The organism is Nocardia sp. NBC_01388 (genome assembly GCF_045040085.1).
Lineage (GTDB): Bacteria > Actinomycetota > Actinomycetes > Mycobacteriales > Mycobacteriaceae > Nocardia.
This window is the reverse complement of the sequence record NZ_CP109553.1, coordinates 7005507-7030442: the sequence shown is the minus strand read 5'-3', so window position 1 is coordinate 7030442 and position 24936 is coordinate 7005507. Positions and strand designations below refer to the sequence as shown.

Annotated in this window: 21 protein-coding genes and 1 rRNA gene; 8 read left to right on the top strand and 14 right to left on the bottom strand. The window is 66.1% G+C overall.

Annotated elements, in window-relative coordinates:
- Positions 1-232: 232 nt before the first annotated feature.
- Positions 233-1749: ribosomal RNA gene (locus OG716_RS33570) — 16S ribosomal RNA — on the bottom strand.
- A gap of 501 nt (positions 1750-2250) precedes the next feature.
- Here OG716_RS33570 and OG716_RS33565 point away from each other — a divergent pair.
- Positions 2251-2595, top strand: coding sequence for a hypothetical protein (locus OG716_RS33565; RefSeq protein ID WP_405134410.1), 345 nt, complete (start codon positions 2251-2253; stop codon positions 2593-2595).
- 90 nt (positions 2596-2685) lie between these two features.
- On the opposite strand, the gene OG716_RS33560 is transcribed toward OG716_RS33565, so the two are convergent.
- From OG716_RS33560 to OG716_RS33530, 7 genes are all read right to left on the bottom strand, one after another.
- Positions 2686-3117 (bottom strand): DUF4189 domain-containing protein, encoded by a 432-nt coding sequence (locus OG716_RS33560; RefSeq protein ID WP_405134409.1) that lies wholly within the window; start codon positions 3115-3117, stop codon positions 2686-2688.
- Positions 3118-3307: 190 nt separating this feature from the next.
- Positions 3308-4930 (bottom strand): chaperonin GroEL, encoded by a 1623-nt coding sequence (gene groL / locus OG716_RS33555; RefSeq protein WP_327142572.1) that lies wholly within the window; start codon positions 4928-4930, stop codon positions 3308-3310.
- Positions 4931-5090: 160 nt separating this feature from the next.
- Positions 5091-5390 carry a hypothetical protein gene (locus tag OG716_RS33550; protein WP_327142573.1) on the bottom strand — a complete coding sequence of 100 codons (300 nt, stop codon included), beginning with the start codon at positions 5388-5390 and terminating at the stop codon, positions 5091-5093.
- Positions 5391-5436: 46 nt separating this feature from the next.
- Entirely contained in the window at positions 5437-6174 is a 738-nt protein-coding gene (locus OG716_RS33545; protein ID WP_405134408.1) for a Clp protease N-terminal domain-containing protein, read from the bottom strand.
- Positions 6175-6239: 65 nt separating this feature from the next.
- Complete coding sequence (locus tag OG716_RS33540) at positions 6240-7325, bottom strand: NAD(P)/FAD-dependent oxidoreductase (protein ID WP_405134407.1); 1086 nt, start codon at positions 7323-7325, stop codon at positions 6240-6242.
- Positions 7326-7446: 121 nt separating this feature from the next.
- Positions 7447-8340, bottom strand: a complete 894-nt coding sequence (locus tag OG716_RS33535) for an RNA polymerase sigma-70 factor (protein WP_405140089.1) — start codon at positions 8338-8340, stop codon at positions 7447-7449.
- A gap of 206 nt (positions 8341-8546) precedes the next feature.
- Positions 8547-9008 carry a hypothetical protein gene (locus OG716_RS33530; RefSeq protein ID WP_355131479.1) on the bottom strand — a complete coding sequence of 154 codons (462 nt, stop codon included), beginning with the start codon at positions 9006-9008 and terminating at the stop codon, positions 8547-8549.
- A 155-nt stretch (positions 9009-9163) separates the two neighbouring features.
- On the opposite strand from OG716_RS33530, the gene OG716_RS33525 reads away from it, so the two are divergent.
- Positions 9164-9973, top strand: a complete 810-nt coding sequence (locus OG716_RS33525) for an alpha/beta hydrolase (protein ID WP_405134406.1) — start codon at positions 9164-9166, stop codon at positions 9971-9973.
- 51 nt (positions 9974-10024) lie between these two features.
- Here OG716_RS33525 and OG716_RS33520 read toward each other — a convergent pair whose 3' ends face one another.
- Genes OG716_RS33520 through OG716_RS33510 form a run of 3 tightly spaced genes read right to left on the bottom strand, consistent with a single transcriptional unit; the run spans position 10025 to position 13547 of the window.
- Positions 10025-10378 carry a UBP-type zinc finger domain-containing protein gene (locus OG716_RS33520; RefSeq protein WP_355131483.1) on the bottom strand — a complete coding sequence of 118 codons (354 nt, stop codon included), beginning with the start codon at positions 10376-10378 and terminating at the stop codon, positions 10025-10027.
- Positions 10379-10393: 15 nt separating this feature from the next.
- A complete protein-coding gene (locus OG716_RS33515; protein WP_405134405.1) occupies positions 10394-11863 on the bottom strand; it encodes an ATP-binding protein in 1470 nt (489 codons plus the stop codon).
- A gap of 10 nt (positions 11864-11873) precedes the next feature.
- Positions 11874-13547 carry an FAD-dependent oxidoreductase gene (locus OG716_RS33510; protein ID WP_405134404.1) on the bottom strand — a complete coding sequence of 558 codons (1674 nt, stop codon included), beginning with the start codon at positions 13545-13547 and terminating at the stop codon, positions 11874-11876.
- A gap of 454 nt (positions 13548-14001) precedes the next feature.
- Here OG716_RS33510 and OG716_RS33505 point away from each other — a divergent pair, with 454 nt between their 5' ends.
- Both OG716_RS33505 and OG716_RS33500 read left to right on the top strand, forming a co-directional pair.
- A complete protein-coding gene (locus tag OG716_RS33505; RefSeq protein WP_405134403.1) occupies positions 14002-14451 on the top strand; it encodes an SRPBCC family protein in 450 nt (149 codons plus the stop codon).
- A 48-nt stretch (positions 14452-14499) separates the two neighbouring features.
- Positions 14500-15183: an SIMPL domain-containing protein gene (locus OG716_RS33500; protein ID WP_405134402.1), complete on the top strand. Its 684-nt coding sequence runs from the start codon at positions 14500-14502 to the stop codon at positions 15181-15183.
- On the opposite strand, the gene OG716_RS33495 is transcribed toward OG716_RS33500, so the two are convergent.
- Positions 15184-16212 (bottom strand): beta-ketoacyl-ACP synthase III, encoded by a 1029-nt coding sequence (locus OG716_RS33495; protein ID WP_405134401.1) that lies wholly within the window; start codon positions 16210-16212, stop codon positions 15184-15186.
- Between the two features lie 276 nt (positions 16213-16488).
- On the opposite strand from OG716_RS33495, the gene OG716_RS33490 reads away from it, so the two are divergent.
- From OG716_RS33490 to OG716_RS33475, 4 genes are all read left to right on the top strand, one after another.
- Positions 16489-17205 (top strand): phosphatidylserine decarboxylase, encoded by a 717-nt coding sequence (locus OG716_RS33490; protein WP_355131537.1) that lies wholly within the window; start codon positions 16489-16491, stop codon positions 17203-17205.
- Positions 17202-18095: a CDP-diacylglycerol--serine O-phosphatidyltransferase gene (gene pssA, locus OG716_RS33485; protein WP_327142585.1), complete on the top strand. Its 894-nt coding sequence runs from the start codon at positions 17202-17204 to the stop codon at positions 18093-18095. The genes OG716_RS33490 and pssA overlap by 4 nt, the downstream gene beginning before the upstream one ends.
- Positions 18096-18479: 384 nt before the next feature.
- Positions 18480-20741, top strand: coding sequence for an AAA family ATPase (locus tag OG716_RS33480; RefSeq protein ID WP_405134400.1), 2262 nt, complete (start codon positions 18480-18482; stop codon positions 20739-20741).
- 103 nt (positions 20742-20844) lie between these two features.
- A complete protein-coding gene (locus OG716_RS33475; protein ID WP_405134399.1) occupies positions 20845-22194 on the top strand; it encodes a hypothetical protein in 1350 nt (449 codons plus the stop codon).
- 1 nt (position 22195) lies between these two features.
- Here OG716_RS33475 and OG716_RS33470 read toward each other — a convergent pair whose 3' ends face one another.
- Together OG716_RS33470 and OG716_RS33465 are read right to left on the bottom strand one after the other, a co-directional pair.
- A complete protein-coding gene (locus tag OG716_RS33470) occupies positions 22196-23554 on the bottom strand; it encodes a DUF5933 domain-containing protein (RefSeq protein ID WP_405134398.1) in 1359 nt (452 codons plus the stop codon).
- A 233-nt stretch (positions 23555-23787) separates the two neighbouring features.
- Positions 23788-24933, bottom strand: a complete 1146-nt coding sequence (locus OG716_RS33465) for a glutamate--cysteine ligase (RefSeq protein WP_405134397.1) — start codon at positions 24931-24933, stop codon at positions 23788-23790.
- Positions 24934-24936 lie beyond the last annotated feature (3 nt).

The window sequence follows — 24936 nt, the reverse complement described above, 5'->3', positions numbered from 1 at the left end:
GGACCAGATTTTGTCGTTATCTTGCCTGGAAAGAAAGACTTACGTCTGTTCTTTCAGGACCCAACAGTGTGCCGATATATCACTCGCCGGCCAGCCACTAGGGACTGTCCGATTGCGAGGAGGTTGTCAGTGTTCCACCCATGAGCGTCCGCCGGAAAACATGTGTTTCCGAAACGGTCTCTGCCACAACGTCATTCACCTGTGTGAAGAGTCGTGGAGATGTGCTCCTTAGAAAGGAGGTGATCCAGCCGCACCTTCCGGTACGGCTACCTTGTTACGACTTCGTCCCAATCGCCAATCCCACCTTCGACGGCTCCCTCCACAAGGGTTAGGCCACCGGCTTCGGGTGTTACCGACTTTCATGACGTGACGGGCGGTGTGTACAAGGCCCGGGAACGTATTCACCGCAGCGTTGCTGATCTGCGATTACTAGCGACTCCAACTTCACGGGGTCGAGTTGCAGACCCCGATCCGAACTGAGACCGGCTTTAAGGGATTCGCTCCACCTCGCGGTATCGCAGCCCTCTGTACCGGCCATTGTAGCATGTGTGAAGCCCTGGACATAAGGGGCATGATGACTTGACGTCGTCCCCACCTTCCTCCGAGTTGACCCCGGCAGTCTCTCACGAGTCCCCGCCATGACGCGCTGGCAACATAAGATAAGGGTTGCGCTCGTTGCGGGACTTAACCCAACATCTCACGACACGAGCTGACGACAGCCATGCACCACCTGTACACCGACCACAAGGGGGGCCATATCTCTACAGCTTTCCGGTGTATGTCAAACCCAGGTAAGGTTCTTCGCGTTGCATCGAATTAATCCACATGCTCCGCCGCTTGTGCGGGCCCCCGTCAATTCCTTTGAGTTTTAGCCTTGCGGCCGTACTCCCCAGGCGGGGTACTTAATGCGTTAGCTACGGCACGGATCCCGTGGAAGGAAACCCACACCTAGTACCCACCGTTTACGGCATGGACTACCAGGGTATCTAATCCTGTTTGCTACCCATGCTTTCGCTTCTCAGCGTCAGTTACTTCCCAGAGACCCGCCTTCGCCACCGGTGTTCCTCCTGATATCTGCGCATTTCACCGCTACACCAGGAATTCCAGTCTCCCCTGAAGTACTCTAGTCTGCCCGTATCCCCTGCAAGCTTAAGGTTGAGCCCCAAGTTTTCACAGAAGACGTGACAGACCGCCTACAAGCTCTTTACGCCCAGTAATTCCGGACAACGCTCGCACCCTACGTATTACCGCGGCTGCTGGCACGTAGTTGGCCGGTGCTTCTTCTACAGGTACCGTCACTTGCGCTTCGTCCCTGTCAAAAGGGGTTTACAACCCGAAGGCCGTCATCCCCCACGCGGCGTCGCTGCATCAGGCTTTCGCCCATTGTGCAATATTCCCCACTGCTGCCTCCCGTAGGAGTCTGGGCCGTGTCTCAGTCCCAGTGTGGCCGGTCACCCTCTCAGGTCGGCTACCCGTCGTCGCCTTGGTGGGCCGTTACCCCACCAACAAGCTGATAGGCCGCGGGCCCATCTCGCACCGATAAATCTTTCCACCCTCGAACATGCATCCGAAAGTCATATCCGGTATTAGACCCAGTTTCCCAGGCTTATCCCAGAGTGCGAGGCAGATCACCCACGTGTTACTCACCCGTTCGCCGCTCGTGTACCCCGAAGGGCCTTACCGCTCGACTTGCATGTGTTAAGCACGCCGCTAGCGTTCGTCCTGAGCCAGGATCAAACTCTCCGTTGAAGACTCTCAACCACACCCCGAAGGATGCAATCAGAAGAATTAACCAGAGTCCGAAAACCATGGCAAAACAAAACGCCAGCAAAAAGTATTTGCTGACTAAATGTCCGACCTCTCAACCGGGGGGTATGAGAAGCCGGAACCAATTAAATAATTGGCACTGACATTCATCGACACACTATTGAGTTCTCAAAGAACACACGCACACAGAACTTCGCGGGCTCTTTGTCCCGGTCGGTCTCTGAGGCAACTTTTACAGCTTAGCTCTTACCGCACAGCAGAACCAAATCCGCTGGTCAGGAGAGCTAGTGCGACTGTCGGGCGCTCCTCGTACAACCTCGTTTCCCAGGCCGTTAAGGCTCCGGGTCGGTGTCCGTGTCGCTCTGACTCGAACTAAGTTACGTGTCGCTACGAATGAAGTCAAATCGGCTGGTCAGGGGCTTGAACCCGGCAATCCGAACGAATGGTCTTGGTCGCGGACCGCCGAAGCGCACCCTAGAGGGCGTGTACGTCTGCGATTGGTCGATTACCACCGGCATCCTCGACGAGTTCGCAGAGCGACTCCCCGGCCATCAGCACAACGCGTCCATCCCCCCACACGCGCAGGACATCTCGCGGACAGCGGAGGCCGTCCCGCAGCACGCGGAGTGGCGCGTCAGCTGGCTCCCGGGCCGGCTGCTGACCCGAGACCAGGCGATCGCCGCCATCGAATTGGTCGAACTCCTCTATGCCCCTGCCCCGTACAGCGATGCGGCCTGCCGCGCCGCCATTGCGGCGGCCGCCGAACTCGTCGGCGTCCGGCCCATCGATGCGGCGGCCACACTCTCCGAACGACATCCCCGGCCCTGACTCCCCCACATAGGCGAGCCCGCGAAACCACAAGGGCCGGCCCACCGTGAGGGTGGACCGGCCCGCGTCATCCAGCTACGGAGCCGTGGATCAGCTCGCGTTATCCGTGCACTTCGACGTGACCAGGATGCCCGGCCCACCCGACGCACTCAGCGACGACGGCCGGAACGCCTGCGACAGCGCCTGCCGCTCCGCCTCGAAACGCGTGGGCGCCGAGGCCCAGAAGTACCGGGAGTCGGAATCCGACGTCTTGGCGATGGCGCCGCAGCCGTCGACGAAACGCACCACGATGTGGCAGTACTCCGGGTCGCCGCAGTCGTTCAGTGCATCCCGATCCGCCTCTGCCCAGTTCGGGTAGTTGTATGCGGCAGACCAGTTCTCGGTGTTGTCATCCCATTGCAGCAGCGCGATCGAACCGTAGAGACGTCCATCCGGTCCCGCTTCGGCGCTCGCGGATCCCGCGCCTGCCACCACACCGGCCATCATCGAGACAGCCGCCAGCCCCAGGGCGATTTTGCCCATTCCAAACATTCGAGATACTCCCCATCAGAAACGGTTTCGCGAATGAAACCGGTTGTGACAGTAGCGGGAAGGTCCGACAGAACGCCACTGACATTCAACGCCGAAGGCCGGCCCACCCAGGGGGTGGACCGGCCTTCGGTTGTGTACTGCGAGAACCGAATCGGTTCGACGCGGACTCAGATCCGGGGGATCAGAAGTCCATGCCGCCCATGCCACCGGTCGGGTCGCCCGCGGGGGCGGCCTTCTCCGGCTTGTCGGCGACGACGGCCTCGGTGGTGAGGAACAGAGCCGCGATGGAAGCCGCGTTCTGCAGGGCCGAGCGGGTGACCTTGACCGGGTCGGCAACGCCGGCGGCCAGCAGGTCGACGTACTCGCCGGTGTCGGCGTTGAGGCCGTGGCCGGCCGGAAGGTTCGAGACCTTCTCGGCGACAACGCCGGGCTCCAGGCCCGCGTTGAAGGCGATCTGCTTCAGCGGAGCCGAGAGCGCGACGCGAACGATGTTCGCGCCGGTGGCCTCGTCACCGGTGAGGGTCAGCTCGTCCAGCGCCGGGGCGGCCTGCACGAGAGCCACGCCGCCACCGGCGACGATGCCCTCTTCGACGGCAGCCTTGGCGTTGCGCACGGCATCTTCGATGCGGTGCTTGCGCTCCTTGAGCTCGACCTCGGTCGCAGCGCCGGCCTTGATCACCGCAACACCGCCGGCCAGCTTGGCCAGGCGCTCCTGCAGCTTCTCACGGTCGTAATCCGAGTCCGAGTTCTCGATCTCGGTGCGGATCTGCGCCACGCGGCCCTTGATGGCCTCCGGGTCGCCGGCACCCTCGACGATGGTGGTCTCGTCCTTGGTGATGACAACCTTGCGGGCGGTGCCCAGCAGCTCGATGCCGGCGGTGTCCAGGGACAGGCCGACCTCTTCGCTGATGACCTCGCCACCGGTGAGGATGGCGATATCGGCCAGCATGGCCTTACGGCGGTCACCGAAGCCCGGCGCCTTGACGGCGATGGACTTGAAGGTGCCACGAATCTTGTTGACCACCAGGGTGGAAAGGGCTTCGCCCTCGACGTCCTCGGCGATGATCAGCAGCGGCTTGCCGGCCTGGATGACCTTCTCCAGCAGCGGCAGCAGGTCCTTGACGGTCGAGATCTTCGAGCCGACGAGCAGGATGTACGGATCCTCGAGGGTCGCTTCCTGACGCTCCGGGTCGGTGACGAAGTAACCCGAGATGTAGCCCTTGTCGAAGCGCATGCCCTCGGTGAGCTCCAGCTGGAGACCGAAGGTGTTGCTCTCCTCGACGGTGATGACACCTTCCTTGCCGACCTTGTCCATGGCCTCGGCGATCAGATCACCGATGGACGAGTCGCCGGCCGAGATACCTGCGGTGGCAGCGATCTGCTCCTTGGTCTCGACCTCCTTGGCGGTCTCGAGCAGGCGGGCAGTGATGGCCGCGACGGCCTTCTCGATGCCACGCTTCAGACCCAGCGGGTTCGCACCGGCCGCGACATTGCGCAGGCCTTCGCGTACCAGCGCCTGGGCGAGCACGGTGGCGGTGGTGGTGCCGTCGCCAGCGACGTCGTCCGTCTTCTTGGCAACTTCCTTGACGAGCTCCGCGCCGATCTTCTCGTACGGATCTTCGAGCTCGATTTCCTTGGCGATGGAGACACCATCGTTGGTGATGGTGGGGGCGCCCCACTTCTTCTCCAGCACGACATTGCGGCCCTTCGGGCCCAGCGTCACCTTGACAGCGTCGGCCAGGGCGTTCAGACCCCGCTCGAGACCGCGGCGAGCCTCTTCGTCGTACGCAATTGTCTTGGCCATTGCGTTGAGATCCTCCAGATCAGGGGATTGACACGATCTGGCCAGGCGCGGTGCCCGCGACGGACGACCATAGGGGCCTCACCGTCCCGACCTAGCACTCACAGGTCAGGAGTGCCAAGCCATTTCTAGCACTCACACACCGGGAGTGCAAGGTCGGGGGTCAGCGCACCAGGCGGTCATCCACCCGCAGTAGCAGCGCAATCAGCGCATCGGTGCGGCGCTCCTCGGGGGTTCGCGGCTCACCCTGATCGATATTGACCAGCTCGGCGTCGTTCAACAGCAACTCCGCCTCGATCCGCATGATGGCGCGGACGAACACCGGAGCCACGTCGGGGGGCAGGTCACCGTTCACGATGAACCCGCCGTCCGGCGCCTCTTCGGTGGAGACATAGGAGAGCGCGCGCACCAGATCTGCGCGGCGTTCCCCTGCAACTAGGTCGGAACCTTCGTCGTCCGCCATGCCCACATGGTATCCGCCGTGGCTAGTGGGACACGTGAGGCGGGGTTCACTGCGCGTCAGCTGCGGGGTCCGCGAACTGCGCGAGCAGTTCCCCGAGGTCCGCCGATACCGCGTCCTTCTCCAGGCCGAGGCCGGAGAGCACGCCGGTCCCGGCCTCGACCTCCAGCAGCGCGAGCAGCAGGTGCTCGGTGCCGATGTAGTTGTGGCCCAGGCGAAGTGCCTCACGGAAGGTCAACTCCAGGACCTTCTTGGACTGAGAATCGAAGGGAATCAGGGCCGGAATCTTCTCCGCGGCGGCGGGCAGGGCGGCGGTGGCGACCCGGCGGACCGCGTCCACACCGACACCCTTGGCCTTGACAACCTGCACGGCAAGCGAATCCGGCTCGCGCAGCAGACCGAGGACCAGGTGCTCGGGGACGATCTCGGCATTGCTGCCGTTGCGGGCCTCCTCCTGCGCGGCGATCACGACACTGCGGGCCCGGTGCGTGAAGCGCGCGAAACCGGTGCTCGGATCGAGCGCCGCGGCGTCGGCGGCATCGCCCGGCCCCTTGGGGACGAAGCGCTTCTGCGCGGCCTGCTTGGTGACGCCCATGCTGCGGCCGATATCGGTCCAGGAGGCACCGGATCGGCGGGCCTGGTCGACGAAGTGGCCGATCAGGTGATCGGCCAGGTCACCGAGGTGATCCGCGGCGACCACGGCGTCGGAGAGCTGCTCGAGGGTGTTGTCGGGACGGGCCTTCTTGATGCCGTCGATCAGATCGTCGAGGCGAAAGGGAGTTGTCATGCGTCAACTGTAGGTTGACCATCTAACGATGGTCAACCCTTAGTTGACGATTTCCGTGGACCGACTCAGGGCCGCGCCGCACTACCCGCGGTGCGCACGATCTGCTCCTTGACCCAGGCCGCGGTACGACCGGTCAGGACCGTGCGGGCGGGTGCATCGTCGGCGTGCACGAATTGCACGACGGCATCGCGGCGGCCCAGGCTCACGCACTGCAGGACATAGCGGAAACGCCGGGGCGCGGGCGCCTTTCCGGCAAGACGCGCGGTGAGGGCGGTCGCGGCATATTTGCCCGCAGGCAGTGCGGTGGCGCACGCCATGCGCAATTCACGATCCTCCGGACCGGTCATGACGGCCGAATCGCCGACGGCGTACACCTCGGGATGCGAGCGCGAGCGCAATTCGTCGTCGACCAGGACCCGGCCGCGGGGATCCACGGCCAGACCCGAGCGGGCGGCCAGCTCCGGGACCGCGAATCCGGCTGTCCAGAGGACTGTTTCGGCGGCCAGACCTGCGCCGCCGACCAGCTCGAGACCGTCGGCGGTGACCTCGGCGACCTTCGCACCGGCGTGCACCTCGACGCCCAGGCGGTCGAGCACCTCGCGAATGTGGGTGCGGGCCTTCTCCGACAGCCAGGCTCCCGGCTCCTCGGCGCTGACCAGCAGCACCGTGAGATCCGGTCGGGCCTCGGCCAATTCGGTGGCGGTCTCGATACCGGTGGAACCGCCTCCGACCACCGCGACCCGCCCGGACAGGTCGGACGCTCGCCGCACATCCTCCGGCGTCGCCACCGAGTGGGCGTACTCGGCGACTCCGGGCACGCCGCCGAGATCGGCGACGCTACCCAGCGCGTAGACGAGCGAGTCATAGGAGACCGGCGGCGCATCCTCCAACCGCACCTGGCGGGCGGCGGTGTCGATACCGGTCGCCCGCCCCTGGACGAACTCGATACCCTTGCGCTCCAGCATCTCTCGCAGGTTCCATCGCGGGATCTGCTGACCGGCGAGCAGCTGATGCAGGCGCACCCGCTCCACCAGCTCTGTGCGCGTATCGATCACGGTGACGCGTACGCCGCGCGCCCGCGCCGCCTGCCTCGCCGCCGCCAATCCGGCGTACCCCGCACCGAGCACGACGATTCGATGTTCTCCGGTCATGAGAGAGCTCCTTTCCCCAAAGGACGACCCTGCACCGGGCCGACACTCTCTAGACCGGACAGCCCCGCGATCCCTGACAACTCCGGCATGTGTGCTGCGTCACCGACGCGCGAGAGGGCGGTTATGCCGTGCGCGAGGCGGCTTTGTCGGCGCGCACGAAGTAGGCCAGCTTGTCGGGATTGACGATCAGCCGCAGCGAGGCGAGGTGGTCGTCCGCGAATTCGGCGGACGCGATCAGGATGGTCACGTCGGCCGCGCGGGCCACGACGGCGGGCGCACCGTTGACATCCTCGATGGACAGGGACAGGTCCGGGACGTCGTGCGAGAAGAGCCAGGCGACGTAGCGGGCCACGCGGCCGGCGCCGAGCACGGCGCGGCGGGCGGCATTCACCTTGTCGCCGCCGTCCGCGACCGAGACGATATCCGCGGTGAACATGGCCTCCAGGGCCGCGACATCACCGGATCCGGCTGCGGTCAGGAACTTTTCGAAGAGAGCGCGCGCGTGCGCGGGTGCCGGATCGAAGCGGGGGCGCTCCTCTCGCACGCGCAGGGTGGCGCGGCGGTAGAGCTGCTGGGAATTGGCTTCGGAGAGGTCGAGCATGTCGGCGATCTCGCGGTGCGCGTAGCCGAAGGCCTCGCGCAGGACGAAAACCGCGCGCTCGGCGGCGGTCAGCCGTTCGAGCAGGGTCAGGAAGGCCAGGGAAACCAGTTCGCGCTGTTCGGCCGATTCGAGTGGGCCCAGCTCGTCGGTCGCCACCGGCTCGGGTAGCCAGGGGCCGATATAGGTTTCGCGGCGGGCGCGGGCCGAATCCAGCCAGGTGCGGCACAGATTCACCAGCACGGTGGTCAACCAGGCTTCGGCGGAACGGATTTCGGCGCGGTCGGCGGCGGCCCAGCGCAGATAGGTCTCCTGCACGGCGTCTTCGGCCTCGCTCGCCGAACCCAGCAGCCGGTACGCGAGTGCGAACAGTCGCGGACGATGTCGCTCGTATTCCACCAGCCCGCCGGCGTCCATCACTTCACCCGTCCTCGTACGTAGGTTCGAGACGATACGCCTGCGCGCCACCCCGCCAGTGGTGACCATCCACACGCCCCTACGGTCCGCTGCACACCTGATAGGACCGCAACCGACACCGCGGGAAGCCACACCCGGCGGCCACGCTGCCGGATGCACGGGAATCGGTTGCGCCGCACTGCCTATCGGCGGGACGCGCCGCGGAGTTACTTGGCGGCGCCGATGGCGTTTGCTACCGATGTGCCGGCGTAGGCGGGCGCGAGGCAGACGAGTTTTGCGGTACCGAGCGCGACATTGGGGCTGCCGTCGAATTTGGAACCCGGGTTGGCGGCCAGGACCTGCTGGATGACCTGCTTCTCGGTGTCGTTGTCGAGGTCGCGGAAATCGCCGCAGGTGGTCTGGGCGCCGTCGGGGGCGGTGGTCTTCTTGGCGGCCGCGGGGGTGGTGTTCGCACCGGCGGGCGGCTCGACGGGGGCCTCGGCCGTGGTGGCGGCGACCGGAGCGGAAGCGGGCGTAGCGGTGGGTGTGCCGGTGGGCGCCGCGACACTGCTCGAGCTCGGGGCGCCCTTGGTCTGGCTGCTCGCTTCGGTGGATTTTCCCGATCCGCAGCCGGCTAGACCCAGCACCAGCGCTCCTGCGGCGAGGGCGACGATCACAGTCTGTTTCATACCCTTTTCCGAGCTTCCCGAGAGTGCCTGCGCACCGGGGCGCCCGGCGCTCGGAGCAGAGTACCCGCAGGCGACCGCTACCGGTAGCAAGAGCACTCCCGTATCGTCACTATCAGGCGAAATGAGACGAATCACGTGCAACCAGAGGAGATCTCATGCCTGCACCGAAAACCCCGATCGTCTTCATCCACGGCCTGTGGATGCATAGCGACAGCTGGACACCGTGGCTCGAGTATTTCGACCGCGCGGGCTTCGCGCCCATCGCCCCCGGCTGGCCCGGCGACGGACGGGATCCGGCGGCCACCCGGGCCAATGCCGAGGCTCTGAACAATCGCGGCATCGCCGAAGTCACCGAGCACTACGCCAAATACATTGCCGATCTACCGGCGCCGCCGATCGTCATCGGGCACTCCTTCGGCGGGCTCATCGCACAGCAACTGCTCGCCCAGGGCATCGCCATCGGCGGCATCGCCATCGCGCCCGCGCAGTACCGGGGCGTGTACGTGCTACCGCCTGCTCAATTGCGCAGTGTCGGAGGGATTCTCGCGAAGCCCTGGTTGCGCCGCAAGACCTGGGCGCACACCGCCGACAGCTATCACCGCGTCTTCGGCAATGCCATCAGTCGTGCGGAATCGGATCAGCTGTTCCGTCAGTACGTGATTCCCGCGCCGGCCAAGCCAGTGTTCCAACTGGCCCTGGCGAATGTCAGCCCCAGGAGCGAAGTCAGCGTGGACGTCCACGCGGTGCGCGGGCCGCTGCTGCTGATCGCGGGCGCCGAGGACCGGGCCACTCCCCCGGCCGTGGTGCGCGCGCAATTCCGGCTGCAGCAGCGCAATCCGGGTGTCACGGAGTTGCAGGTGCTCAACGGCCGCGGGCACTCCATGGTGGCCGATCACTGCTGGCACAATCTCGCGGATCTCTCGCTCGCCTTCCTCAGCAGCCACAAACTCGGCCCGGAAGAATGAGAATCCCTGGGAGACAAGTTCTCCCAGGGATTCACCCAGTACCGCCGACCGTCAGTTCAGGTGACTCTGCCAGTCCGCCGGCACCCGCTCACGCGGCCCGGGCACCGTCTGCGTCGCCGGATGCGAATGCGGTGCGGCCAAATCCGGCCCCTCGCCGTACATTTCGTCGGTCGCGTAGTTGTAGAACCAATCCTCGCCCGGCTCGTAGCTCTGCGCGAACGGGTGCCCGGAATCTTTGAAGTGCTTGGACGCGTGCTGCGACGGGGAACTGTCGCAGCAGCCGACGTGGCCGCACTGGGCGCAGCGGCGCAGATGCAGCCACCAGCCCTGAGCGGCGTCGCAGTCCTGACAACCGGGGCCGCTGGGGGCCGCGGACGGATCGATACCCTCGATCTTCTCCGACATCACTGGTCTCCTGTATCAGCTTGCCATGCTTACGGTTTCGATATTCTCAGGCACATCGACGCGCTCGAACGGAATCCGCACGATGAACCGGGTATCGCCCGGCTCCGACTCCACCCGGATATCGCCGTGATGCTTGTTCACCACAATGCGGAACGAGATATCCAGTCCCAGACCGGTTCCCTCGCCCACCGGCTTGGTGGTGAAGAACGGTTCGAAGATGCGGGTGCGGATCTCCTCCGGCACGCCCGGCCCGGTATCGCCGATTTCCACTGCGACACAGGGACCGTCGCGGTAGGTGCGAACGGTGAGGGTGCCGCGGCCGTTCATGGCCGAGATGGCATTGTCGATCAGATTGGTCCACACCTGATTCAGTTCCGCCGCATAGCAGGGCACCGGCGGCAGCGCGAGGTCGTACTCCTTGACCACCTGCACATTGTCGCCGATCTTGCGGCCCAGCATGACCAGCGTGCTGTCCAGCAGCTCATGGATATCGACCACCTGGAACGGGGCCCGGTCCATCTGCGAGTACTGCTTGGCCGCGTTCACCAGCGTGGAGATGCGGGTCGTGGAGTCGGAGATCTCGTTCATGAGCAGTTCGGTCTCGACCGTGTAATTCAGCCAGCGGATCGCGCCCTCGAAAACCGCGCCCTCACAACCGGTGAGCGTGCCGTGCACCTTCTCCAGCCAGTCGATATCGAAACCGGCCTGTACGAAGGTCGGGGCGATATCCCAGCCGTTGGCGATACCGTGCGCCTCCAGCCAATCACCGAGCTCGTCCTCGCGATCGGCCGCCTCCAGCGGGGTCAGCGTCGGCGCCTTCGCCACCTGGGCGGCGGCCTCCTCCTGCAATTGCGCCAGCGCCTCCATGGTCGCGGAGTCGAACTTGCCGTGCGCCATCATCTTCAGCTTGTGCCGCATACCGGCCACGCGTTCCCGCAGCGAGGAGGTGGCGCGCACGGCTGCCGCGGCCGGATTGTTCAGCTCGTGCGTCAGGCCCGCCGACAGCGAACCCAGCGCCAGCAGGCGTTCGCGCTGCCCGATGATCTCATTGGAATTGCGATTGCCGAAGAACACACCCTCCAGCAGATGCAATGCCATCGGGAACCATTCCTTCATCATGTGCGAGAAGGTTCCGGCATCGAGCACAAAGAATTTCGACGGCTTGGTCACATAGAAGGACGCGCTGTAGTTCTGGTCGACCTTATCGCCCATGTACGCGGTCCACGCGCCCGAATACGACCCGTGATGATCGGTGCGGACGAGTTCGATCTCCTCGCCCCCCGAGATCTTGGTCATCCGGACCTCGCCCTCCATGAGGACGTAGAAGCAGGTGGCCGGCTCGCCCTCGCGGAAGACCAGACCCGGTTCGAAACGCTCGACCCGGCCGTCCTTGCACAGCCAGGCCAGCTGTTCGTCGGTCAGCTTCTCGAAGAGGAACAGGTCCCGTAGTTCATTGGGATCGCAGATCAGTGATGTTGTTCCCACGATTGCACTCCTACTGTTTCGCGATCCAGCGGTGGACCAGCATGACGGCCATCGCGCCCTCGCCGACGGCGGACGCCACCCGCTTCGCCGATTCCGAACGTACGTCGCCGGCCACGAAAACGCCGGGAACGCTGGTCTCCAGGTGTTGCGGCGGGCGCGGTAGCTCCCAGCCCGCCGGGCGATTGCCGTCGACCATCAGATCGGGTCCGGCCAGGACATAGCCCTTGTCGTCCCGGTGGACGACACCGTCGAGCCATTCGGTTTCGGGGGCAGCGCCGATGAACAGGAACAACCGTTCGGCATCCACTTTTTCTTCCGCGCCGGTGGCATTGTCACGCAGCAGGATCCGCTCCAGATGATCGTCACCGTCCGCCGACACCACCTCGGTGCGGGGATGCACCTTGATATTCGGGATCTGCTCGATCTGCTGGATCAGATAGTGCGACATGGAATCCACCAGCGAGGTCGCGCGCACCAGAATGTGCACGGTGCGCGCGTGCCGGGACATATAGACCGCCGCCTGACCTGCCGAATTCGCGCCGCCGACAATGTAGATGTCGCGGTCGCTGCAATCGGAGGCCTCGGTCATCGCGGAGCCGTAGTAAACGCCGCGCCCGGTGAAATCGTCCACCCCGGGCGCCGGATGATGCCGGTAGTTGACGCCGGTCGCGATCAATACGCTGTGGGCGGAAATGCTGCCGCCGTCCGCGAACTTCACCACCCGCGCGGCGCCGCACGGTTCCAGGCTGACCACCTCGCGTGCGGTGATGAGTTCGGCGCCGAATTTGACGGCCTGCCGCCGCGCCCGATCGGCCAGCTGGGAACCGGACACTCCGTCCGGGAAGCCCAGATAGTTCTCGATGCGCGAGCTCTGGCCCGCCTGCCCGCCCGTCGCGGTGCGCTCGACCAGGACCGTGCGCAAGCCCTCCGACGCGCCGTACACCGCCGCGCCCAGACCGGCCGGGCCGCCGCCGACCACGATCAGGTCGTAGAACTCGCTGGCGGGAACGATATTGAGGCCGACGGCGGCCGCCAATTCCGAGTCCGACGGCATGCGCAGCACTTCACCGGACTGATTGATGACGACCGGACAGTCGTCCTCGGTGGCATTCGCGGCGGCCAGCATCCGCGCGCCCTCGGGCTCGTCGACCTGGTACCAGCGATACGACAACTGATTGCGCGCCAAGAACTCCCGGACCTCGGAGCAGCGGGCCGACCAGCGGTGGCCCACCACCTTGGTCTCCGTCACCGGCTTGTGGTCATCGCTGCGCCAGGCGTCGAGCAGGGCGTCGATCACCGGATAGAGCTTCTCCTCCGGCGGATCCCACGGCTTGAGCAGGTAGTGATCCAGATCGACCACATTGATGGCCTCGATGGCCGCATCGGTGTCGGCGTAGGCGGTGAGCAGCACCCGCCGCGCGTGCGGATGCAGGTCCATGGCCTGCTCCAGGAATTCGACGCCGTTCATGCCCGGCATCCGATAGTCGGCGATCAGGACCGCGACCGGCTGGCCGCGCAGTTTCAATTCCCGCAGTACCTCGAGCGCGTCGGCACCCGACTCCGCCCGCAGGATCCGGTAATCCGCGCCGAACCGGCGGCGCAGATCACGAACCACGGCACGGGAGACACCGGGATCGTCGTCCACGCTGAGGATGGCCGGTTTGGCGGCAGCTGGTGAAGTCACCTAAAGAGTATGAGCCGAGTTGGCAAGTGATTTCGGCCCGCGCTGCCCCCGAGAGACGATCGCCACGTCAGATCCGGTGGTGCTGAACGATATCGAGCTCGTTCGGTGTGAGCAGTCGCTCCAACCGTTCTTCGAGTTGACCGTTCGGTCTGGTCCGTCTCGGCCGGCCGGGAGGTTGCGCGGCGTCGCGGTTCTCGTCGGCTGGCAACAGCGGAACCGTCTTGGTTCTGCGATGCAGGAGCGATAGCAATTTCACGGCCGATCACCTCACGTTTCGCATCGGAAGCTGGTGGCCTTAACTGTTAATTCGGTTATCCCACATTGTGCGTTAGCCATTACCTTTGACAATGCGGCAACACAGGAATGTGATCTAGTTGATTTTCAGTGTTCGGTTCGATGTTCGAGTGGGAACTAGGATCACTGGTACCCATCGTCACATCTTTCGGAGGCAGCGTTGCCGAACACTCTCGAAGCCACCATCGACATCGCAGCACCGCCTGAGCAGGTCTGGAGCATCGTCTCCGATCTCAAGCGGATGCCGGAATTCAGTCCGCCGACCGTGCGCGTGCAGCCGCTCGGCAAGATCCGCACCGGCACCTGGGTCGTCAATCTCAATCGTGACGGCGCCAAGTACTACCCCACTTCGTCCCGGGTGGTGCGTTATGAGCCGAACCGCGCCATTGCCTTCCGGATGAACGAGAACCGCACGATCTGGAGCTTCACGCTGGAGCCCATCGAGGGCGGCACCCGGGTTGTGCAGCGTCGCGATATCCCCCACGGGGTCAGCTGGCCCGTCCGGCGCATGATCGATTCGATACTCGGCGGCGAGCAGCCCTTCGAGGCGAATCTCGTCAGCGGTATGAACGAAACCCTCGGCAAGATCAAGCAGACCCTCGAGAGCTGATCTGCGTGTTGTCCGGTGGCGCCGCGGGCGGATAAGTAGGTTCGCGGTATGCGACGACTTATAGCTATCTGTGCCGCGGCCACCGGTCTCGCGCTCCTGCTCACCGGTTGTGGTTCCGATAACGATCGGTCGGTGACCGTGGCCGGCACCGGCAAGGTGCAGGGCGTTCCCGATGTGCTCACGGCCGATCTCGGAGCCCAGGTGAACGCCGCCGACGTGTCCACCGCCGTCGACGGTGTCAACGGCAAGGCCAAGGCCATGACCGACGCCATGGTCGGAGCGGGCATCAAGCGCGAGGACGTACAGACCAGCGAGCTGTCCGTGCAGCCCACCTACGGCCCGGAGGGCCACACCATCACCGGGTACCAGGCCACCAATTCCGTGCATATCGCGGTGCACGATCTGCCCAAGGCCTCGGCCATCCTGGATGCGGCGGTCAAGGCCGGCGGCAATGACACCCGGGTCAGCTCGGTGGCCTTCAGCCTCGAGGACAACACCAAACTGCTGGCCGATGCGCGCGCCCGCGCGTTCGACGACGCCAAGGCGCGCGCTCAGCAGTACGCCGACCTCGCGGGGCTGAAACTCAAGAGCGTCAAGACGATCAGCGAGGGCGGTGGCGGCAATACCCCGCCGACCGCCGCGCGCGATGCGGCGCCCGCGCCGAGCTTCAGCCTCGAACCCGGCCAGCAGACAGTGACTTTCACCGTCAATGTGGTGTGGGAACTCGGGTAGTTACTTCCAGTTCGGAAGCGTCACAACCTGTGCGGCGTAGGACAGGCCCGCGCCGAAGGCGATGAGCAGTGCGGTGCCGCCCGGTTTGGCATCGCCCTCGCGCAGTAGTGCCTCGATGGCCAGCGGGATCGAGGCGGCCGAGGTGTTGCCGGTCTCCTCGATGTCATTGGCCAGGGCGCAGTGATCGGGCAGATGCAGCACCCTGGCCATGATCTCGATGATCCGGCCATTGGCCTGGTGCGGGACCATGGCGTCGAGATCGTCGGTCGTCAGGCCCGCGACCTCGATGGCCTCCCGGCACACCTTTTCCAGAGAGTGTGCGGCCCAGCGGAATACGGCCGTGCCCTCCATGGCGAGATAGGGCCGGACCGCGGCCGTGCCCTGCGCGTCGATCTCGCGGAAGAAGTCCATCCAGTCCTTGTCCTGGCGGATGGCGTGATGCTGGGTGCCGTCCGAACCCCAGACGGTAGGACCGATGCCGGGTTCGTCGGAGGCGCCCACCACGACCGCGCCCGCACCGTCTGCGAACAGGAACGCGGTGCTGCGATCGGCCGGATTGACCGTGTCGGTGAGCCGCTCCACACCGATGACCAGCACGTTCCGGGCGGTGCCGCCCTTCACCAGATCAGAGGCCACGGCCAGCGCGTGGCAGAAACCGGCGCAGCCCGCGGAGATATCGAAGGCGGCGACGCCATTGCAGCCGAGTTCGGTGGCGATCTGCGGTGCGGCGGCCGGTGTCAGCAGCAGCCAGGTCGAGGTGGCGACAATGACGCAGTCGATATCGCCGGCGCCGATCTCGGCGGCTTCGAGCGCATCGCGGGCGGCCGCGGCGCTCATGAAGATGATCGTCTCCTCTTCCGAGGCGAAGCGGCGATTGCGGATACCGGAGCGGGTCCGGATCCATTCGTCGCTGGACTCGATCGGTCCCGCGACTTCCTCGTTGGTGACGACCCGTGCAGGGCGATATACGCCGAGTCCGCGTATTGCGGTGTGCTCTACCCCGCTGATCGAGGCAATTCGAGCAGCCATGGTGCTTCTCCTATGTACTGCGCTTCGAACATGACCTTCATCGGGTTGTTCCCCCACCCCCTTGCGGCCACGATGCCGCAGACATGAGGCCCCCTCATATTAATCGAAACAGCTTCCCATGCATGTGGGTTCGATCACAAATGGCGGCTGCTGCCAGACTGCTCACTCTGCACCGAAGATCGCTGCGGTAGCCGAGGCAAATCAATTTCGGTCACCTTCCCGTATCGTGTGATCGCGGTCCTGAACCGCACCTACCCGCGCATGAAAGAGGAGCTTGTGGCCCGCCGTCCCACCCCGCCCGGCACCCCCGAAACCACCGGACTCGGCCATGTGGTCGATCTGGTCCGCTCCGCCATCCCGCCGCTGCACCCGGCCGGCCTGCCGTTCGTGGCAGCGCCGCTGGCAGTCGCCGTGCTGGGCGTCCGGCGCAAGTGGGTGCGCCGCACGGGACTGCTCGCGGCCGCGGCCACCGCCACCTTCTTCCGGCACCCGCACCGGGTGCCGCCGAATCGTCCCGGTGTGGTGGTCGCGCCCGCCGATGGTGAAGTCGCACTGGTCGATTCGGCCGTGCCGCCCGTCGAGCTGAATATGGGCGATCAGCCGCTGCCGCGCGTGAGCATCTTCCTGTCGGTGCTGGATGTGCACGTACAGCGGATGCCGATCTCCGGCAGCGTGGAGAACATCGTCTACAAGAAGGGCGAATTCCTTTCCGCGGATCTGCCCGAGGCCAGCGACGCCAATGAGCGCAACAGCATGGTGCTGCTCACCGAGAGCGGACAGCGGCTGGTGGTCGTGCAGATCGCCGGGCTGCTCGCGCGGCGCATCGTGTGCGAGCCGAAGGTGGGCGACAAGCTCAGCATCGGCGAGACCTACGGTCTGATCCGTTTCGGCTCCCGCGTGGACACCTACTTCCCGGCCGGTACCAAGCTGCTGGTCGTCCCCGGGCAGCGGACCATCGGCGCGGAAACGGTGCTGGCCGAACTGGATTCATGATGGAGCAACTCGCGCCCGCACCGTCGCTGCATCGGTCGGCCCGCAACCGCACCGTGCGACTGCTGCCGAGCATGGTCACCATTCTCGGGCTGTGCTCCGGGCTCTCGGCGGTCAAATTCGCCATGCAGGGCGAACTCGCGATCGCCCTGGCCCTGGTCGGCGCCGCCGCGATTTTCGACATGCTGGACGGTCGCATCGCCCGCATGCTGGATGCCACCAGCCGGATGGGCGCGGAACTCGATTCGCTCTCCGACGCCATCGCCTTCGGCGTCGCGCCCGCCCTGGTGCTGTACGTGACGTTCCTGCACGCCAACAGCGTGGGCTGGATCGTCGCGCTCATGTTCGCGGTCTGCATGGTGCTGCGGCTGGCCCGCTTCAATACGCTCCTGGACGACGACAGCCGCCCCGATTGGCAGCGTGAGTACTTCACCGGTGTGCCCGCGCCCGCGGGCGCACTCATCGTGCTGCTGCCCATCGCGCTGTCCGAGCAGTTCCACGACGGCTGGTGGGTCAGCTTCACGGCCGTCGCGATCTGGACCGTACTGACCGGCCTGCTGTGTGTGAGCACGCTGCCGACGCTGGCCATCAAGTCGGTATCGGTCGCGCCCCGCACCGCACCGCTGTTCCTGGTGCTGGTCGCGCTCGCGGCCGCGCTGCTGGTCACCTACCCGCTCATCCTGATGATGGCGCTGGTGGTGCTGTACCTCGGGCACATTCCGTTCGCTGTGCATTCGGCGCGCTGGGTCGCGGCCCGTCCGGAGACCTGGGATCACAAGCCCGCCGAGCGCCGCGCCCAGCGGCGTGCACAGCGGCGCCGGCCGATTCGGGTGCCGATTCGCGGCGTATCCACGGCCCGATTGCGCCTGCGCCGACCGGGTGGCCGACTGTAATACCTGCCTCCGCTTCGCTCCGGCGGGTTCGTGGCCCTGTTACCCCGTTCTTCCCTCCCTCCACTCCTCCGCTTCCCTCCCTCCACTCCTCCGCTTCCCTCCCTCCACTCCTCCGCTTCGCTCCCCCGCTCCACTCAGTCCAGAACGGGGCGGGCCACGAACTTGCAGCGGGCCGATATTGCGGGCGATGACTGTAATATCTGCCTCCGCTTCGCTCCGGCAAGTTCGCGGCCCTGTTACCCCGGTCTTCCCTCCCTCCACTCCTCCGCTTCGCTCCCCCGCTCCACTCAGTCCAGAACGGGGCGGGCCACGAACTTGCAGCGGGCCGATATTGCGGGCGATGACTGCGGGATTGTTACGGGCGGGTCGCGCACAATGGGTGGCGTGCCCGAACTCGCGCTGACCGCACGACTGAACATCTCGGCCGCCGATGCCCGGAGGGGGTTGGTGCGGCTGCATCCGGAAGCGCTGGCAGCGCTGGGGTTGCGGGAGTGGGATGGGATTTCGCTGATCGGGGCACGGCGGACCGCCGCCGTGGTGGCCGTCGCTCCCGCCGGAACACCGGCGGGGGTGGTGCTGCTCGATGATGTGACGCTCTCGAATGCCGGGGTGCGCGAGGATGCCACCGTGGTCGTCTCGCCGGTGACGGTCTATGGGGCGAAACAGATTTCGGTGACGGGCTCGGCACTGGCCACCAGTTCGATTCCGGAGACCACACTGCGGCAGGCACTGCTGGGGAAAGTGGTCACGGTGGGAGACGCCGTCTCGCTGCTGCCCCGGGATCTGGGGCCGGGGACCAGTAGTTCGGCTGTGCCCCAGGCGCTTTCGCAGACCTTCCGGATCGCCTGGACCTCCGAACTGCTGACGGTGACGGCCACCGATCCCGCACCCGGGCCGGTGAGTGTGCAACCCAATAGCGCGGTGGTGTGGGGGCCGGGTGTGGCGGCGACCGATCGGCCGCGGTCACTGCTGGGCGACAGCTCGGCCCAGGCGCCCGACCGCCCCGATCGACCGGTGATGCCGCCGCGCACCCGGTCGCAGGCGCCGGTGTCGGCCGTCGCGCTGGCCGATCTCGCGGGCGTGCAGGCACAGTCGGCCAAGCTGACCGAATGGCTGAATCTGGCACTCGATGAGCCGGAACTACTGAAAACCCTTGGCGCGTCCTCCCAATTGGGCGTGCTGATCACCGGACCCGCCGGAGTCGGCAAGACCACGCTGGCCAGGGCGGTGGCCGGATCGCGGCGGTTGGTGGAGCTGGACGGGCCGTCGGTCGGCGCCACCGAGAGCGGCACCCGGCTGCGCGAAGTGGGCATGGTGGTGTCCGATATCTGTTCCGGCGCGGGCGGGGTCCTGCTCATTACCGATATCGATGCCCTGCTGCCCGCGGTGGCCGAACCGGTGGCGACGCTGATTCTCGATCAACTCCGGGCGGCCGTGGCCAGCCCGGCGGTGGCACTGCTGGCGACCACGGCGCATCCGGCCGAGATCGACGCCCGGCTGCGCGGCCCGGAACTGTGCGATCGCGAGGTGACGCTGCCGCTGCCGACCGCGGCGGTGCGTGTGGCGCTGCTGGAGCAATTGCTGCGCACCGCGCCGACCGAGGGTCTGAAGCTGGACGAAATCGCTTCCCGCACACCCGGATTTGTCGCCTCGGATCTGGCGGCGCTGGTGCGCGAGGCGGCGCTGCGGGCGGCGTCCCGGGCCAGCCGCGAACATTCGGAACCGATGTTGCGCCAGCAGGATCTGGCGGGTGCGCTGGAGGTGATCCGCCCGCTGTCCCGTTCCGGGACTGAGGAATTGGCCATCGGCAGCCTGAGCCTCGACGATGTCGGCGACATGATCGAGACCAAGCAGGCGCTCACCGAGGCGGTGCTGTGGCCGCTGCGGCATCCGGATTCGTTCGCCCGGCTCGGCATCGATCCGCCGCGCGGCGTGCTGCTGTACGGCCCGCCCGGCTGCGGTAAGACCTTCCTGGTGCGCGCCCTGGCCAGCACGGGGCAGCTGAGCGTGCACACGGTGAAGGGCGCCGAGCTCATGGACAAGTGGGTGGGCTCGTCCGAGCGGGCGGTGCGCGAATTGTTCCAGCGCGCACGCGATTCCGCGCCCTCGCTGATCTTCCTGGACGAGGTGGACGCGCTGGCTCCGCGCCGCGGCCAGAGCGGTGACTCGGGTGTGGCCGATCGGGTGGTGGCGGCCCTGCTCACCGAATTGGACGGGGTGGAGCCGCTGCGCGATGTGGTGGTGGTCGGCGCGACCAACCGCCCGGAGCTCATCGATCCCGCGCTGACCCGGCCGGGCCGTCTGGAGCGCCTCGTTTTCGTCCCGCCGCCGGATGCCGCCGCCCGCACCGAGATCCTGCGCACGGCCGCCAAATCCGTACCGCTGGCGAAGGAGGTCGATCTGCGCAGGCTGGCCAAGGATCTGGACGGCTATTCGGCCGCCGATTGCGCGGCGCTGCTGCGGGAGTCGGCGCTGGCGGCCATGCGCCGCGATATGGAGGCCGCCGATGTGACCGCGGCGGACGTGGCCGCCGCGCGCGCGGTGGTCCGGCCGTCGCTGGACCACACTCAGGTGGAGTCGCTGCGGAAGTTCTCCGAGCAGCGTGCGGGAACAGGCCGAGTCGGTACCGCAGAGGGCTATGTCTGAGTGGTAATGAGCGATAGCTGATCCGAAGCCAATTGTCCAGCAAATGACATAACTTAGGCGAGTCGAACTGGTCGGTCCGCCCCGCCACGGTATTTTCACCCAGGTGAGGCCGTATCAGGTAGCGACCGAGACAATCACGGCACTGGTCGCGACGACGGTTGCCGGACTTTCACTAGCCATGCCGATCGACTTCGGCTGGACGTCCAACACCTCAGCCCTGCACATGGATCTGATGGCCTATACGCTGCCGCGCGCCGTCGGCGCCGGCGCGCTGGTGGCCATGATCGTCGCGGTATTGATCACCACGCTCGGCAGCACCGTCATCGCCTGGGCCACCGCACTCGGCGGTCTGCTCGCGCTGACTGTGAACCATATCTTCGGCCACACCACCGAACCCGCGAGCGCGCTCGCCACCTTGAATTTCATCGATTCGCTGGCGGGCGGCGTGGTGCTCGGCGCCTTGGGCGCGGCTGTCCTGCATCATCGACTCCCCGCCTACGGCTGGACACTCGGTGTGCTGATCAGCGTGCTGCTGGGCTCGGTCAGCCCGATGCCGCATCTGGGCGGCCTGCTGAACGAGAGCCTGTCGAGTTCGGCGACCTCGTCGTGGGATGCCATGGATATGCCGCCGCTGTGGATGCTGGTGGTGGCGCTGGTGCTGGTGGCCATCGGCACCCTGGCCAATCGCAATCGCAAGCCCGCCGAGCGACCCTCCATCGAGCTGCCCATGACCCCGATCCTCGCGGGCGTGGTGCTGGTCGGGGTGACCGTGGCCAGTGCGGAATGGCTGGCCCGCAATGGCGACAGCTTCGCCGGGATCGGTATGGCGGTGGTGACGACGGTGGCGACCGCGCTCATCGCGGCCATGCTGCTGCCCGGCCGGGACGGTGAACTGGTGCTGGTCATGGTGGGCCTGAGCGCGGTGGGTTCCGCCGCGCTGGCGGCCCAGCTCCCGGCCTGGTCCATACCGCTTTCGGTGGCCGTGATGTCGGTGGGCATGTGGTACGGCACCCGGCGCGGTGCGCCCATGGTCTGCCTGCTGCTGGTGCTGGTGCTGGGCTTGTTCACGGCGCTCACCGCGAATACCGATCGGGCGATCTGGACCGTCGGCGGTACGACCGCGCTGGTGTGGCTGGCCGGCTACGCGCTGACCTCGGCGACACCCCGGTATGTGCCGAACCGGGTGCTGGCCACCGTGGTCATCTTCATTCCGTCCGCGGTGCTGGGCCTGCGCGACTATGCGGCCCGCGGCCACTACGCCATGCAGGAATCGAGCCGGTCGATCGTGTGCACGGTGGTGCCGGAGGATGTGTCCGCGCCCGCCTGGACCGCGAGTCTCATAGTCATCGGCTGCATTGTCGGTCTGTACGTGCTGCGCTACAACCGGCCGCCCTCCGGGCCAGCGGATGCGGAGATGGCCGAATCCCCCACTCTCACACCGGCGGACGAGTGATTCAGGCGGTGGCGGCAGCCTCGACGGGCAGCGGCTGCGGCGCGGTCGCGAACCAGGTGCGGTAGAACGCCGCAACATAGCCCGCGAGCAGTCCGAGGATCATGATCCCGGCGGGCACCGGATGTTCGGCGATGTCCACCGACAGATAGCGGTAGCCCAGCAGCAGGGCGGCCACGAGAGTGGCGCCGCCCGCGACCAATTGGATGCGCGCGGCGTCCCAGCCGCGCTCGGGTGCGCGCAGCGCCGATTCGATGGTCAGGCACAGCACCGCGCCCGCCACCAGATCCGCGCCGTAGTGATAGCCGAAACCGAGTGTGGCCGAGAGCGTCGCGATGAGCCACAGCGTGCCGCCCCAGCGCAGCCAGCTCGGCGCGAGCGCACCGGTGCTCGCATCGCGGCGGGAGTGGATGAAGATCGACAGCGCCCACGCGGTGTGCAGCGACGGCATGCAATTGCGCGGGGTGTAGTGGTCGAAGGGAATGGCGCCGGGCGAGAGGTCCAGTGGCGGCACGATATTCGGCCAGTAGTTGCCGAGCGAGAAGGCGTGCCCGTCGGCGCCGTACGCGAACATGGGCCCGACCACGGGGAACATGACGTAGACGAGCGGGCCGATGAGCCCGACCACCAGGAAGGTGCGCACCAGGTAGTGGCCGGGCCACACCCCGGTCTTCACCACATCGCGCAGCTGCCACAGCGTCACTATCATGGCCCCGACGGGTAGTTCGATATACACCCAGTGCAGGGCGAAAGAGGCTGCCGGCCCGAGGAAATCGATGATCTGACCCATTACCCAGGAGGGATTGCCGAGGGCGCGGTCGACCAGCGCGATGTGCTGATCCAGCACCTTGGGCCCGGCGAGCACAGTAACGCCCAGCCAGACCTCGGCCACCTTGCTGGAGAGGGTGAGCAGAATGCCGAGCGCCGCGGCGTGCAGTGCGTTCTTGCGTTCGGTGCCCTGCCAGTGGAAGGCGGCCAGCAGGACCAGAGCGGTGAGCACGATGACCGGGCCGTTGCCCAGTGCCAGTGGTCCGCCGTGCAGGCTGCGCACGATCTGATAGACGAGATCGATGCCCGCCGCGGCTCCCACGGCAAGGAAGCGCCGTCGCCAGGACAGTCCGATGAGGGCGAGCCCGAGTCCGGCCCACGGCACCGACACCGATTTCGGGGTGCCGGTGTAGTCGTCCCAGAGACTTTCGAGGGGACCGCCGAAGTGATTGTGTGCCGCGAAGATCTGGAGTCCGATGAGCAGCACGGGGACGGCGGCCAGCAACGCCGTGATCTGGACGCGCCGCGACAGCATCCACGTCAAGTTCCGGCGTGCCCCACCCACCATTTCGGAACGCGGACCGTCGAGCAACACCCAGCCATAGTAAACGTCGTGTGAACGCCACCCCCCGGGTGAGCTGAACACAACCCCCGCTGTCGGATGAACAGCCCCCGGTCGTAGCAATGTCGTTCCAGGCCAGGACACCTGGAGGCCATCTGGAAGTAACCGAATTCACACTCGCGGACATCGAACGTCCGGTCCGGACACCCGTGCGCCCAGGGCGCGGGGCCCCGTCATCCCGGCATGCTTTCGGCCGGGATCGGCACCTACTGCGCGAGCTCCTGCACCAGCGAATCCACCACGGCCACAAAATCGCCCTGTGCGGCGGCTGCAGCGCGGCGCTGTCGCTGATAGGACGCCCCGCGCTTGGGGATATCGGCGACCATGGCCAGTTCGGTCTCGCAGCCGAGGCTCTTGGCGGTCGGTTCGAGGCGGTTGAGCAGATCCGTCAGATCGTCGGTCACCAGGCGCTCATTGCTGGCGGCGTCGGTGATGATGATGGCGTCGAGCCCGTAGCGGGCGGCCCGCCACTTGTTCTCCTGCACATGCCACGGCGGAATGGTCGGCAGGGTTTCGCCGGATTCGACGCGGCGGTCCAGGTCGACGATGAGGCAGTGGATAAGGGCCACGATCGCCGATAGCTCGGCCCGGCTCGGGGTGCCGTCGCACACGCGGACCTCGATGGTGCCCCATTTGGGGGCGGGCCGGATATCCCAGTGCATGCCGCCGATCTGTTCGAACACACCGGTTTTCATCTGGTCGTGTGCGAAACCCTCGAACTGCGCCCAGTTTTCGAATTGGAAGGGCAGTCCGGCGGTGGGCAGCTGCTGGAACATGAGCGCCCGGTTGCTGGCGTAGCCGGTGTCGACGCCCGCCCACATGGGGGACGAGGCGGACAGCGCGAGCAGGTGCGGGTACGACAGCAGCAGGCTGTTGATGATCGGGAAGACCTTCTCGGGGTGCGAGACGCCGACGTGCACGTGTACGCCCCAGATCAGCATCTGGCGTCCCCACCACTGGGTGCGCTCGATGAGTTCGTCGTAATGCTCACTGCGCGTGAGCTGTTGGGCATCCCACTGCGCGAAGGGGTGGGTGCCCGCGCAGAACAGGTCGACGCCCAGCGGGTCGGCCACGCGGCGCACCGTATCCATGGTCGTGTGCAGCTCGTCCACCGCTTCGCCGACGGTGTCGTGCTTTCCGGTGACGAGTTCTACGGTGTTGCGCAGCAGTTCCTTGGTGATCTGCGGATGGCCGTCCCAGGCGCGCAGATCACCGCAGGCCTCGAAAACCGCTGCGGCCGTGTTGGAAAGGTCGCGCGTCTGTTTGTCGACGAGCGCGACCTCCCACTCCACGCCGAGCGTGGGCCGAGGCGAACTGTTGAAGTGGACCTTCGAAATGCCTGCCCCGGCCATGGC

Excerpts from the sequence above, each read along its gene's own strand:
- OG716_RS33560 (WP_405134409.1), bottom strand. The coding sequence starts at position 3,117 with ATGGGCAAAATCGCCCTGGGGCTGGCGGCTGTCTCGATGATGGCCGGT.
- OG716_RS33525 (WP_405134406.1), top strand. The coding sequence starts at position 9,164 with ATGCCTGCACCGAAAACCCCGATCGTCTTCATCCACGGCCTGTGGATG.
- OG716_RS33520 (WP_355131483.1), bottom strand. The coding sequence starts at position 10,378 with ATGTCGGAGAAGATCGAGGGTATCGATCCGTCCGCGGCCCCCAGCGGC.
- OG716_RS33535 (WP_405140089.1), bottom strand. The coding sequence starts at position 8,340 with ATGGACGCCGGCGGGCTGGTGGAATACGAGCGACATCGTCCGCGACTG.
- OG716_RS33540 (WP_405134407.1), bottom strand. The coding sequence starts at position 7,325 with ATGACCGGAGAACATCGAATCGTCGTGCTCGGTGCGGGGTACGCCGGA.
- OG716_RS33465 (WP_405134397.1), bottom strand. The coding sequence starts at position 24,933 with ATGGCCGGGGCAGGCATTTCGAAGGTCCACTTCAACAGTTCGCCTCGG.
- OG716_RS33495 (WP_405134401.1), bottom strand. The coding sequence starts at position 16,212 with ATGGCTGCTCGAATTGCCTCGATCAGCGGGGTAGAGCACACCGCAATA.
- pssA (WP_327142585.1), top strand. The coding sequence starts at position 17,202 with ATGATGGAGCAACTCGCGCCCGCACCGTCGCTGCATCGGTCGGCCCGC.
- OG716_RS33545 (WP_405134408.1), bottom strand. The coding sequence starts at position 6,174 with ATGACAACTCCCTTTCGCCTCGACGATCTGATCGACGGCATCAAGAAG.
- OG716_RS33550 (WP_327142573.1), bottom strand. The coding sequence starts at position 5,390 with ATGGCGGACGACGAAGGTTCCGACCTAGTTGCAGGGGAACGCCGCGCA.
- OG716_RS33500 (WP_405134402.1), top strand. The coding sequence starts at position 14,500 with ATGCGACGACTTATAGCTATCTGTGCCGCGGCCACCGGTCTCGCGCTC.
- OG716_RS33530 (WP_355131479.1), bottom strand. The coding sequence starts at position 9,008 with ATGAAACAGACTGTGATCGTCGCCCTCGCCGCAGGAGCGCTGGTGCTG.
- groL (WP_327142572.1), bottom strand. The coding sequence starts at position 4,930 with ATGGCCAAGACAATTGCGTACGACGAAGAGGCTCGCCGCGGTCTCGAG.